Source organism: Candidatus Pelagibacter sp. PS_44 (genome assembly GCF_059417735.1).
This window is the reverse complement of the sequence record NZ_CM182063.1, coordinates 695,731-708,828: the sequence shown is the minus strand read 5'-3', so window position 1 is coordinate 708,828 and position 13,098 is coordinate 695,731. Positions and strand designations below refer to the sequence as shown.

General features: G+C 28.7%; 14 protein-coding genes. 12 read left to right on the top strand and 2 right to left on the bottom strand.

Annotation, left to right across the window (positions count from 1 at the left end; all coding sequences use genetic code 11):
- Nucleotides 1-12 precede the first annotated feature (12 nt).
- Together AC5SLO_RS03940 and AC5SLO_RS03935 are read left to right on the top strand one after the other, a co-directional pair.
- On the top strand, nt 13-1,014 hold the full coding sequence (locus AC5SLO_RS03940) for an oxidoreductase (RefSeq protein ID WP_494572691.1): 1,002 nt from the start codon (nt 13-15) through the stop codon (nt 1,012-1,014).
- On the top strand, nt 1,014-1,904 hold the full coding sequence (locus AC5SLO_RS03935; protein ID WP_271516865.1) for a LysR family transcriptional regulator: 891 nt from the start codon (nt 1,014-1,016) through the stop codon (nt 1,902-1,904). Before AC5SLO_RS03940 ends, AC5SLO_RS03935 begins: the two co-directional genes overlap by 1 nt.
- Here AC5SLO_RS03935 and AC5SLO_RS03930 read toward each other — a convergent pair whose 3' ends face one another.
- Nucleotides 1,905-3,338 (bottom strand): helix-turn-helix domain-containing protein, encoded by a 1,434-nt coding sequence (locus AC5SLO_RS03930; RefSeq protein ID WP_494572690.1) that lies wholly within the window; start codon nt 3,336-3,338, stop codon nt 1,905-1,907.
- A 111-nt stretch (nt 3,339-3,449) separates the two neighbouring features.
- Here AC5SLO_RS03930 and AC5SLO_RS03925 point away from each other — a divergent pair, with 111 nt between their 5' ends.
- From AC5SLO_RS03925 to AC5SLO_RS03880, 10 genes are all read left to right on the top strand, one after another.
- Entirely contained in the window at nt 3,450-3,617 is a 168-nt protein-coding gene (locus AC5SLO_RS03925; RefSeq protein ID WP_494572689.1) for a hypothetical protein, read from the top strand.
- A 65-nt stretch (nt 3,618-3,682) separates the two neighbouring features.
- Nucleotides 3,683-4,960 (top strand): isocitrate lyase, encoded by a 1,278-nt coding sequence (gene aceA / locus AC5SLO_RS03920; protein ID WP_271517041.1) that lies wholly within the window; start codon nt 3,683-3,685, stop codon nt 4,958-4,960.
- Between the two features lie 438 nt (nt 4,961-5,398).
- On the top strand, nt 5,399-6,418 hold the full coding sequence (locus tag AC5SLO_RS03915; RefSeq protein ID WP_494572688.1) for an extracellular solute-binding protein: 1,020 nt from the start codon (nt 5,399-5,401) through the stop codon (nt 6,416-6,418).
- A 50-nt stretch (nt 6,419-6,468) separates the two neighbouring features.
- Nucleotides 6,469-8,085, top strand: coding sequence for an ABC transporter permease (locus AC5SLO_RS03910; protein ID WP_494572687.1), 1,617 nt, complete (start codon nt 6,469-6,471; stop codon nt 8,083-8,085).
- Between the two features lie 4 nt (nt 8,086-8,089).
- On the top strand, nt 8,090-9,148 hold the full coding sequence (locus tag AC5SLO_RS03905; protein ID WP_494572686.1) for an ABC transporter ATP-binding protein: 1,059 nt from the start codon (nt 8,090-8,092) through the stop codon (nt 9,146-9,148).
- 19 nt (nt 9,149-9,167) lie between these two features.
- A complete protein-coding gene (locus AC5SLO_RS03900) occupies nt 9,168-9,866 on the top strand; it encodes an AzlC family ABC transporter permease (protein ID WP_271517055.1) in 699 nt (232 codons plus the stop codon).
- Nucleotides 9,866-10,183 carry an AzlD domain-containing protein gene (locus AC5SLO_RS03895; protein ID WP_271517057.1) on the top strand — a complete coding sequence of 106 codons (318 nt, stop codon included), beginning with the start codon at nt 9,866-9,868 and terminating at the stop codon, nt 10,181-10,183. Before AC5SLO_RS03900 ends, AC5SLO_RS03895 begins: the two co-directional genes overlap by 1 nt.
- A 22-nt stretch (nt 10,184-10,205) precedes the next feature.
- Entirely contained in the window at nt 10,206-11,099 is an 894-nt protein-coding gene (locus AC5SLO_RS03890; RefSeq protein WP_271517060.1) for a DMT family transporter, read from the top strand.
- A 43-nt stretch (nt 11,100-11,142) separates the two neighbouring features.
- Nucleotides 11,143-11,520: a TlpA family protein disulfide reductase gene (locus AC5SLO_RS03885; protein WP_494572685.1), complete on the top strand. Its 378-nt coding sequence runs from the start codon at nt 11,143-11,145 to the stop codon at nt 11,518-11,520.
- A 113-nt stretch (nt 11,521-11,633) separates the two neighbouring features.
- Complete coding sequence (locus AC5SLO_RS03880; RefSeq protein ID WP_494572684.1) at nt 11,634-12,056, top strand: SprT-like family protein; 423 nt, start codon at nt 11,634-11,636, stop codon at nt 12,054-12,056.
- Between the two features lie 8 nt (nt 12,057-12,064).
- Here AC5SLO_RS03880 and AC5SLO_RS03875 read toward each other — a convergent pair whose 3' ends face one another.
- Nucleotides 12,065-13,078 carry an MBL fold metallo-hydrolase gene (locus tag AC5SLO_RS03875; RefSeq protein WP_494572683.1) on the bottom strand — a complete coding sequence of 338 codons (1,014 nt, stop codon included), beginning with the start codon at nt 13,076-13,078 and terminating at the stop codon, nt 12,065-12,067.
- Between the last annotated feature and the right edge of the window lie 20 nt (nt 13,079-13,098).

Here is a 13,098-nt window from a genome sequence, read left to right as displayed (position 1 = left end):
AGGAGGAAAAGTATGTCAGACAATTTCAAAGCATTAATTCTCAATCAAGAAGGTGAAAATTTAACTAGAGAAGTAAAGTCAATTGAGAAATCATTTTTAAAACACGGAGATGTACTTGTTCAAGTTGATTACTCAGATTTAAATTATAAAGATGCGCTTATTTTAAATAATGGTGCAAAATTAGTAAAAGAGTTTCCGCATATTCCCGGTATTGATTTTGCAGGTACTGTTATAGAAAGTGATAACTCAAAGTTTGTAAAAGGAGATGAGGTAATTCTAACAGGTTGGAGAGTAGGAGAAATTTATTTTGGTGGCTATTCTCAGCTTGCAAAAGTTAACGGTGATTATTTGGTTAAAAAACCAAAAGATGTAACATCTAAACAAGCAATGATTTTAGGCACAGCAGGTCTTACAGCTTTATTATGTTCTTTTGCAATCAAAGCTAGAGAAGAACTTTTATTGGGAGAAAAAGTGAAAGATGTTCTAGTAACTGGTGCATCTGGAGGCGTTGGAAGTATTGCGGTAATGATTTTAAATAAATTTGGTTATGATGTTACAGCTGTTACCGGAAAATCTGAAAATGAAGAATACTTAAGAACGTTAGGTGCAAAAAATATAATAAACAAAGCAGATCTAGATAAAGATCCAAGGCCATTAGACAAAGGTTTATGGGACGGTGTTGTTGATACCGTTGGTGGTAAAATACTTGCTAATGCATTAGCACAAACTAGAGATAATGGAATTGTTGCAGCTTGTGGAAATGCGTCTGATTATAAATTAAATACTACAGTTATGCCTTTTATTATAAGAGGCGTTAAACTTTGGGGAATAAACTCTGTTACAGCATCAATAAAGAGAAGAGAATTTGTTTGGAACGAAGTTAAAAATATTATTGATTTTAAACAATTAGAAAAATCAATAAAGACAATAAGTTTGGTGGATTTAATAGACATATATCCAAAAATGTTAAAAGGTGAAACATCCGGAAGATATATTGTTGATGTAAATAAATAATGGACTGGGATAAATTAAAAATTTTTCATGCAGTTGCAGAAGCTGGAAGCTTTACTAACGCAACAATAAACTTAAATCTTAGTCAGTCTGCAATAAGTAGACAAATTCAATCTTTAGAACAGGATCTAAAAGTACAGCTCTTTGAAAGACATGCAAGAGGATTAACTCTTACAGAAAATGGTGAGTATGTTTTTAAAACAGCTCATGATGTAATTAGTAAACTAAAAGAAGTTGAATCTACGTTAGGTGATCAAAAAAATAAACCAACTGGTAAACTAACAATTACAACTGTTAGAAGCTTCGGGACTCACTGGCTAACTCCAAGAATTCAAGAATTTATGACTTTAAATCCAGAAATTGAAATTGAATTAATCTTTGATGATAAGGAACTTGATCTAAGTACTAGACAAGCTGATATTGGAATTTTTATGAGAAGACCTAAGCAGCTTAATTATATTCAAAAAAAATTAGTTGATATTAAGTATTATATCTATGGTTCTTATAAATATTTAGAAAAACATGGGATGCCTAAAACAATTAATGATTTAAACAAACATAGATTTATTTCGTTTGGAAAAGGTGCTCCATCACCAGTATATAATCCTGATTGGGCATTAAAACTTGGTATTAAAGATGGAAAAAAAAGGAAATCTATAATGAAAGTAAATAGTGTTATGGGTCTATTACTTGCTGTCGAAACTGGAGTTGGACTAGCAGCTTTACCAGAATACTTAGTTACAAATTCGACAAATGTTATTAAAGTTCTTCCTAGCTCTGAAGGTCCAATTACCGAAGCACATTTTGTTTATCCGCAATCACTTAAAAATACAGCAAGAATTACAGCATTTAGAAATTTTCTGTTCAGTAAAATTGGTGATTGGAAGTCTTAATTAACTAGACTTATCGTTTACATATACAGAGACGCCTCTAGAATTAATATCTACATCAAATTTTTTATGTAACGGTGGAAAGGCTCTTTGTGAACAATCCAATCTATCACAAGTTCTGCAAGATACACCGATAGGAATTTCAGTAGTTTTATCACTAACATTAATATTTTCAGTGTACACAAAGTCTTTTGCATACTTTGCATCACAGCCAAGACCAATTGATAATATACTTTTTGATCGACCAAATCTTCCAACACCTTTTTCTACAGTTCTTGCGATACAAACATATTTTTCACCATTAGTCATTTTACTAACAGCTGCTTGAATTACACCAGGTCGAGTAAATGCAGAATAAACATTCCATCTAGGACATGCACCACCATATCTTGGTATATCAATTCCTGATAATGAAAATCTTTTTGAGATATTTCCTGCCATGTCAACTCTAAGCATGTGAAAAGGAATTCCAGGCAATTTTGGATCTTGTAAGCATGTTACACGGTGAGCAACTTGTTCAAAAGAAGTTGCAAATGTATTTTGTAATAGCTCTAAATCATATTTCAATTTTTTACATTCAGTATGAAAAGGTTTGTAAGGCATTAAAATTGCTGCACCACAATAATTTAATAAAGCAACTTTAGTCAATTCTTTTGATTCTTTTGAAGGAAAAGAAAATTTAGATAGATAATTATCAATATCTTTCATTGCACCTTCTTGCGCAATCTGAGCTGCTGCATGAAGTTTTTTTGTTTCCAAAGAACTATAATCACTTAATAAGAGTTCTTTTTTATTTTTATTATAAATTTTAGAAAAAGGCTTTCCCTCTTCTGGTAAAATATCTTTAACTGTAATTGAATATTCTTTATTTAAATATTCACATAAGGAAATATATCGAGTTCTGTTATTTTTTTGAATTTTATCAAAAACTTTATTTGCAAACTCTTCTAATTTTGGAAAATAGTTTTTATGTTCTTGAAGGAAATCAGATATTACCTCCCCTGGAAAAGAGTTTTTTCTATTATCAACTATCTTACCTGATATTTTTTCTATTTTATTAATTAGCTCATGATCTTTCTTTTTAAGAATATCTCCTAATCTCACAAGAGCTCTACCAATCTTAGGATTTGTTCCAACAAGGTCTTTAACTTCAGGACCAAGAATATCTAGGTCTTCAAACAATTTATCATCTAAAATTTCTGAAATAGTATTTTCTAAGTTAACATCTGATTTTGATGTTAAGTCTGAGAGCTGAATATTTAATTTTTCACAAACCTTAAGTAGCAAATCTCCATCTATTTTTCTTTTTCCACTTTCAATTAAATTTAAATAACTTGGAGAAATACCCAGATCTTCCGAAAGTTTATTAGCTTGTAGTCCTAACTGTCGTCTAAAAGCCTTTATTTTAGGACCAATTTTTAAATCAATTTGACTCATAATTTCTATTTGTAAATTTTGTAAATTTTAATTTACAATAAATTTCTTTGTTTTACAAGGTTTTTAACGATTTAATTAGATTTTGTAAATTTTGTAAATTATAAAGTTTACATGAACAATAAAAACACAAATAAAAAACAAGAAAATCAAAGAGAAATTAACGAAAACAACAATCAGAATCAGTTTAGTCAATCAGGTGTTTACCTAAGAGACGATCATTGTGATTGGGGTTCTAGTGGGATGAATGAATTCACTCAAGAATTTAGTGAAAAAAAGTAAATCCTATTACTGTTAATTTAGACACAATTTAATTTTCTTAATACATAATTTAGAAAGACTTACCTATGAGCTCAGAAGCTAAAGTTTCATACGATTTAAAAAGATTTTTAGGAATAAAAAGAGACTACACCCCAGAAGAAGTTGAGAGATTAAGAGGTTCAATTAAAATTGAATATTCTATGTGCAAACACCAATCTAAAAAATTATGGGATTTATTGAATTCAGAAAATTATATTAATACATTGGGTTCACTCTCTGGAAATCATGCTGTCCAACACGCTAAAGCTGGATTAAAAGCAATTTATTTAAGTGGATGGCAAGTAGCAGCTGATGCAAATACAGCTGGTGAAATGTATCCTGATCAGTCTTTATACCCATATGATAGTGCACCAAAATTAGTTGAGTCGATGAACAATGCTCTAATAAGAGCAGACCAAATTCAACATATGGAATTACAAGATGGTGACATGAAATCAAAAGATAGAACAGATTATATGCTACCAATTATTGCAGATGGTGAAGCAGGATTTGGTGGTCCATTAAATGTTTTTGAGTTAACAAAAAAATTCATTAAAGCAGGTGCAGCTGGTGTTCACTTTGAAGATCAATTAGCTAGTGAAAAAAAATGTGGCCATATGGGCGGAAAAGTTTTAGTTCCAACTGGTACTATGATTAAAAATTTAAAAGCTGCAAGACTAGCGGCGGATATTGCAGATGTACCATTAATAATTTTAGCAAGAACAGATGCAAATGCTGCAAAATTAATCACTAATGATTTTGATGAAAATGATAAACCATTTTTAACTGGTGAAAGGTCACCAGAAGGCTTTTATTATGTTAAACATGGAATTGATCAAGCAATCTCAAGGGGTTTAGCTTATGCTCCTTATTCAGATTTAATCTGGTGTGAAACTGCAACACCAAACTTAGAAGAAGCAAAAAAGTTTGCGGATGCAATTCATGAAAAGTTTCCTGGTAAATTGTTGGCTTACAACTGCTCTCCCTCGTTCAATTGGAAAAAACATTTATCAGATGCTGAGATTGCAACATTTCAGCAAAAAATTAGTGAGATGGGATATAAATTCCAGTTTATAACTCTTGCAGGATTTCATACTCAAAATATTGCAATTTTTGAACTTGCTGAAAAATATAAAACAGAAGGAATGACTGCTTATTCTAAAATCCAAGAGCTTGAATTTGCTAGAGAAAAAGATGGTTACACAAGTGTTAAACATCAAAGAGAAGTTGGAACATCTTATTTTGATGCAGTTTCAAATACTATAAGTAGTGGAAAAAGCTCTACAACAGCTATGGCAGGATCAACAGAATCTGAGCAATTTTAATTAGTCTTTAATAAGCTTTCTAAATATGATTATATATTTAGATGCTCATAAGTATTTTACTTTTAGTTATTCTTTATATTTCTCACAGATATATTGTTGCTTGGATAATATTCTACAATAGTACAGATGAACGTTTTGGTAGTTCTGTATGGCGTTGGTCATATGATTATCAGGTTATTGGAGAAAGAGATGTTTCTGATCTAGACGATAAACCATTTGTTAGAAAAAGAAGAATTAGAAATCGAATTGTATCAATTATGTATTTTAATTTTTTCCTTGGATTTTACGTATCAATGGCGTTTTTAAGCAACCTGCTTATCCTCATTTTAACTTAGAAAAGCATACAACTGTGACACTTATTGCGATTGATAATCATTCGCAATAGTGGTAATAATTCATTTATTCTCAACAAATTAATAAGGACAAATAAATAAAGCAATGAAGAAAATTATAATTATTGGATTTTTAATGACCTCACTTTTAAGTGCATGTTTTGCTAATGAGGTAAATGTATTTAGCTCAAGACACTATGAGTCTGACATTAAGTTATATAAAAAATTTACAGATCAAACTGGAATTAAAGTAAATGTTATCTCAGGAAAAGATGAGGCTTTACAAAAAAGAATATTAGAAGAAGGAAAATATTCTAAAGCTGATCTTTATATTACATCAGATGCTGGAAATATTGTCACTTTTGATAATAAAGGAATGTTTCAAAATTCTATGTCACCAATAATTGAAAAATTAGTACCTTCAAATTTTAGAGGCAAAAATTGGGTAAGTATAACTAAAAGGGCAAGAATATTATTTTATTCACCAGATAGGGTAACAAGAGATGATCTTATTAATTTAAGTTATGAAGATTTAGCAAATTCAAAATGGCAGGGTAGAATAGTTATAAGACAATCTAATAATATATATAATCAATCACTAGTTGCTTCCTTAATTTTTAATAATGGTGAAGAAGAAACAAGTAAATGGGCAAAAGGTGTTGTTAATAATATGTCTAGAGCACCCAAAGGAAACGATAGGGCTCAGATATTAGCAGTTGCAGCTGGGGAAGCTGATATAGCTATAGCTAATACATATTATTATGCGTTGATGCTTTCCGGTAATAAAGGCGCAGAACAAAAATTAGCAGCAAAAAAAGTTTTACCATTTTTTCCAAATCAAAATAATAGAGGAGCACATATGAATATAAGTGGTGGAGGAATATTAAAATATGCCCCTAATAAAGATAACGCCATTAAGTTAATAGAATTTTTATTAACAAAGGAAGCTCAACAACATTTAATTAACAACACATTTGAATATTCTATTATTGATGGTGTGGAACCTCATGAATTAATAAAAAATATGGGCTTAGATTTTAAGCAAGATTTAGAAACAGATATAGCAAGTTACGGTAAAAATCAAAGTGATGCATTAGAGATTATGTTGAATGCAAAATGGAAATAAGTGCTAATTCTTAACTTAAATAAAAATCAAATTAGAGATTAATAAAACTTATGGGAAATAAAATTAATTTTTGGTTTATCAGTTCATTATTAATATCAGTGCTAGTTGCTATCCCAATTATTACAGTACTTGGAAGTTTTTTTGAGCCAATTAGTGATTATTATAATATTTTAAAAAAAACTTTTTTAATTGATTATTTAACTAATTCTTTATTTCTATTAATAGGAGTGTTGTTTATAACGTTTGTTATAGGAGTTGGTTGTGCTTATTTAGTATCTTTTTATATTTTTCCTGCTGTTAACTTTTTTAAATGGGCTTTAATCCTATCTTTTGCAGTACCGGCTTATATTTATGCTTATTCACTAACAGCTTTTTTTGAAAACTATGGAACGGTTTTTGCAATATTAAACAATCTATTTGGAGAGGGTAATTACAACGTTTATATTCCTAAATTTGATGGACTTTTAGGTGCAATTATTGCTATTTCATTCTCTTTATTTGGATATGTTTATGTTTTAACCAGAGCATCATTTCATTATCAATCTCAAAATTTAGTAGAGCTTGGTAAAAATTTGGGCTTTTCTAAAAAAAAATCTTTTTTTAATATTATACTACCCTCTGCCAGACCAGCAATTGTTGCTGGATTATCATTAGTTGCAATGGAAACTTTATCAGATTTTGGTTCAGTTTCTTATTTTGGTGTCTCAACTTTAACGACTGGAATTTATAGCGCATGGATATCATTTGATGATTTAACTTTAGCAAATAGACTTTCGTCTTATTTGTTAATTTTTATTATTGGTTTATTTATTTTAGAAAATCTATCGAGAAAAAAAGCACAATTTCATACATCATCGAAAGGTGGCCATAGAACAAAAACATTAATAAAGCTTAATGGTTATAAATCCTTCTTGGCATTTATTTTTTGTTTTACTATTTTTTTAATCAGTTTTTTATTTCCAGTCACTCAAATGCTTTATTGGACAATTATTTTTCCACAACATCTTGAAAATCTAGATGTCTTTAAACTATTTTTAAACACTATTAATTTAGTAATTATATCTAGTTTTTTTTTAATTATACTAGCTTTTATATCTAACTATGGAAATAGAGTTTCTAAAAGTAAATTACTTCAAATTTTAAATACTATATCTATATCTGGATATGCAATCCCAGGAATTATACTGGCAGTAGCCTTTATCACTTTTATTTCATGGATGGATAACAACATTATTAATTATTTTGAAATGGGTTCAATTAAATCCTTTTTTATTGGATCTACTTTAGGATTAGTTTTAGTTTATTTTATTAGATTTTATTCTTTAGCAAATAATGGAATTAAATCTGGTTATGCTAAGATAAATTATTCTATTGATGAGGGAGCTTATTTATTAGGATATTCGAAATTTAAAACATTTAAAAATATTCATGTACCCTATTTAAAGAACTCAATTTTTTTGGTTTCAATTTTACTTACTATTGAAATTATTAAAGAATTACCAATTACACTTATTTTAAGACCATTTAACTTTGAAACTTTTGCAACTAAAGCCTATCTTTTTGCTTCCCAAGATTTATTGGAGGCTGCAGCTGCACCTTCTTTAATACTGATAATTATTGCAAGTTTTTTTATTTTAATTACATCTAGGTATATTCTTAAAGAATAAAAATATGAAAAAAAATTTTTTAGAAATTAATAATGTGACTTTTTCTGCAAGTTCTCAAAATAAAATTAATAATGTTTCGTTAACAATTGAAAATCAAGGAGACATTGTTTGTTTACTTGGTCCATCAGGTATTGGAAAAACAACAATACTTAGAACTATTGCAGGTCTTGAAAAAAATAATTCTGGCACAATTACTCTTAAGGACAGAATTCTTTCCTCGAAGGAAATCCAAGTTGAACCAGAAGATAGAAATATAGCAATGGCATTTCAGGATAATTCACTTTTTCCTCATTATAATGTTTTTGATAATATAAAATTTGGTGCAGAGAGAAATAAAAACAAGAAAAAAGGTTTAGAAATCAACGATATTATTAAGCTACTTCATATTGAAAATATAAAGGATAAGTATCCTCATCAAATTAGTTCTGGCGAAGCACAAAGAGCTTCGCTTGCTCGATCGTTATTGTCAAATCCCGACCTATTACTTCTAGATGAACCACTTTCAAATATCGATCAAAACTTTAAAGAAGAAATTCAAGTTAGGTTAAAACAAATTCTCACAGAACAAAAAATTACTACAATCATTGTAACACACGACTCTTACGAGGCTTTTTATTTGGGAAATAAGTGTGGAATTATATTAGATGGTCATTTAAAGCAATATGATGATCCTTATAATATTTACCATTTTCCCAATTCAATTGAAGTTGTTAATTTTTTAAATAGAGGAACTTTGATTGAAGCAAAAGTTACAGGAGAAAATAGTTTAGAAAGTAATGATTTAGGAAAAATTACTGGTGATTTTATAAAACATTATCCAAAAGGTTCTAATGTTAAACTTTTATTACAACCTGAGGATCTTGAGCACGATGACGCAAGTGATTTAAAATTAAAAGTTGTTGATAGAAAATTTAGAGGAACAAACTTTATTTACACACTTAAAACTAGCAGTGATAAGTTAATTTCTGTATTTGTTCATTCCCACCATATTCACCAACACGAAATTGAAGAAAAATTTGGTATTAAAAAACCTATACATATTGATCATATAGTCTGTTTCTAATACAAAATCCTAAATTAAAATGAATAATAGATTTAAAACATTATCTAAGGGGATTATCGATGTAAGTCCTTTAATGATACCCGTGGTTCCATTTGGAATTATATACGGTGTTATTGGTATGGAGTTGGGTTTGAGTGCGTATATGACATTCGGTATGTCTATTATAATTTTTGGTGGAGCTTCTCAAATTGTTTTATTACAATTATTTTCTGGCGGTGCATCATCATTCGTTACAATCACATCAGTTACTGCAGTAAACTCTAGACATTTACTATATGGTGCGGTTTTTTCTGAATACCTTTTTCACTTAAAACTTAGATGGAAAATTATACTATCCTATGTATTAATTGATCAAGCATTTGCTGTCTCAAACATTTATTTTAAAAAAAATAAAGAAAATAAATTTAAACACTACCATTTATTAGGAGCTGGTTTTACCTGTTGGACTATTTGGCAGATATCAACAATTTTAGGTATAGTTCTTGGATCAGTAGTACCTGAAGAGTTAGGTTTAAGTTTTACTATTTCTTTAACATTTTTGGCTTTGTTAATTAATGATTTTAGAAAGTATAAAAATATAATTGTAATGTTAGTGTCAGGAATTGTTGCAACTATTGGGTACAATACAATACCATTTCAAGCTTATATTATTGTAGCAACACTATCAGCCTTATCGGTTGCCACCATAATAACATTAATTGGACAGAAGAAAAAATAATGCATTGGACAACAATTATTTATTGTGGAATTTTGACTTACTTAACAAGATTTTCTATGATTTTTTTCTTAAAGAAAGACATCTTAAATGAAAAGACAAAAAAAGTTTTAACTTACGTTCCATCAGCCATTTTTCCAGCAATAATATTTCCTCCTATATTTCTTGATGCCACAGGATCTATAGATATTGATAGTAATCCTAAGATACTGGCAGCTATAATTGCGATAATTATTGGATATTTTAGTAAAAGTATTATTGCAACCATTCTAGTTGGGCTTGCCTTTTATTGGTTCTTGATTTTTGTTTATTACCAATAAAAAAGCATATAACTAGCGCTTAATGTTCTCAAAAATCAAAATGAATAATGAATTATTAGGCATATTTTATATGCTTTTATGCCAATTTTCTTTCGCAACTAATGATGCTTTTGTTAAGAATATTTATGAACACTACGATGAAATATTTGTTTTAAATCAAATTATTTTTATTAGGGGAATTTTTACATTGCTTTTTATTCTGTTATTTCTTTATTTAAAGAAGCAACTGAATTTAGGTCTAATTTTTAGCTCTAAAGAATTAACGATAAGAGGTTTACTAGAGGCCTTTGCAGCATTATTTTTTTTTATTGGAGTTGCTTTATTACCATTTGCTAAAGTTTATATTTTATTAAGTATGGCACCAATTTTACTTACAGCATTTGGTGCTATTTTTTTAAATGAAAGAGTTAGATGGAAGAGATGGAGTGCAGTCATCTTAGGTTTTATTGGCGTTGTTATTGTTATAAATCCTGGGAAATTAGAATTTGGATACTATTTTATTTTTCCAATACTAGCTGCAGTAATGCTTTCTATACGTGACATGTATACTAAACAATTTAAGAAAGATTATCATAGTCTACAAACTGCTTTCATGACTTGTTTTGTTGTTACAATTTTTTTTGGTCTTTTAAGTATTTATAAATTTTATGATTTTACTTTAAAAGATGTTTTTATATTATTTATTTCTGCTTTTTTTTTAGCAATGGGATATATTTTTTCAATAGCTACAATTAAAGTTGCACTTGTATCTGTTACATCAACTTTTAGATACTCAGTGATTATATGGGGCATAATTTATGGATATTTTTTATTTGATGAAATTCCATCTTCAAATAGCTATATTGGAGCATTCATAATAATAGTAAGTGGTTTAATTATAATTACTAGACAAAAACAAATTGGAGCTATTAAATAAAACAAATCTTGTTAATCAACTTTGCAAGATATATATTACAAATATGAAAAAAGTATTAATAATAATTTTTACCTTAATATCATTAAAAAGTTTTGCGGTTGATAACAACACAACATTTAACAATGATATTTTTCAAAAAGCACAATTGGAGGGAAAGATTGTAGTTGTTAATTCTTGGAATGAATTTTGTACTACTTGTAAAGCTCAAATAAAAATATTAGATGAAGCTGAAAAAGAATTTAAGAACATTATTTTTTTAAGTTTTGAGCAAGAAAAAGATAAAGCTATAGCTAAACAGCTTGGTATTGATTATTGGACTACAATTGTGATCTATCAAAACAACAAAGAAATCTACCGTAGCATCGGACAGACAAGCAAGGAAAAGATCTACCTTGCTATAAAATCTGCAAGCAACTCATAATAGCTTACAAAAAATACTCAATTTTTAATCATTTTATTATCTTGTAAATTCCTATTTTAGGAATAGATATGCGAACAATAGCCTGTGTTTAAGGTTAATTTACATTAAAAAATATGAAGAAAAAAACAACTAAGGATAATTATATCATTAGAACAAAGAAAAGAATTCTAAAGGATACTGCTGACTGTCAAAAAAAATATATTACAAATTTTAAAGATATTAGAAATTACTTTAAAATTTTCAATAAATCATTGTTCAAAAATGAATTAAACCCCTTTAATGATGTAAAGATTAAAAGAATAGTAAGAGGCTCAGGTCAATGTGTTGAATATATTTCATACAGAAAAGGGACAAATTTTTTTGTACTTGAGATGATGCCTAAGTATAAAAATAAAATGGAATTTCTAAATACTTTATCTCATGAAATGGTTCATTTGTGGCAACAAACGATAAAAAAAGATACTGGTAATCATAATAAATTATTTTTTAGTTTTCGAAATAAATTTAAAAGATTAAATTTGAAGTTGAGTTATTAATAATAATTTTATAATTCCAAACCCTCTTTTTTCCAATTTTTAAGCCCACCTATTAAGTGAAAGCAATTAGTAAATTGATAAGATTTAGATAGTTGAACAGCTAGTGTAGATCTGTGGCCATGAGCACAATAAAATAAAATTCTTTTATTCTTGAGTATATCTTTATTCTTATGAAGGTATTCATTTATTTCTGGAAAGCGAACTACTAAACTATTTTTAATCATACCTTCTTTATCAATTTCATTTTGCTCTCTAAGATCAATTAGAACGGACTGTTCATCTTTTTTTATTTCATTAAATTTTTCAGGTTCAATACCATTGTTTACTTTTTGTTTATTAAAATTTATTCCTAATTCTAAATTACTGGGAACTGCCACATCCATCATACTAGGATTAGGTAAATTTAAATTATTCATAATCTCAATATATTGATCAGCAGAACTTACTTGCAGTCTTGGATTGAACTTCTTTTCTTCGATTATAGTGCTGACCATTTCTCCTTTATAATCATGAGCTGGATAAACTAATGTTTCATCTGGAAGTTTTAAAAGCTTATTGAAAATTGAATTGTAAGAATCTCTTGGATTACCATTTTGAAAATCAGTTCTACCTGTGCCCCTAATTAATAAAGCATCACCAGTAAAGACTCTGTCATCCATTAAGAAGCTAAAACTTTCAATTGTGTGGCCAGGTGTGTAAATAGCTTGTAATTCCAAACCATCTATTTGAATTTTTTCTTCATCAGCTACCTGCATTGCAACAACATCAGCAGGAGTTTTGTCGCCCATTACGGTAACACAATTTGTTTTATCTCTTAGTTCTGCAATGCCTGAGATATGGTCAGCATGGATGTGGGTATCGATAACTTTTACTAACTTTAAATCGAGTTCATTAAGCAGTTTAATGTATTGTTCAACATTTTCTAGTACGGGATCAATAATAAGTGACTCTCTTCCTTTTGCAGAAGCTATCAGATACGTAAATGTGCTAGAGGCTTTATCAAATAGTTGTCTAAATAACATTGATTTATAATAGCATTTTA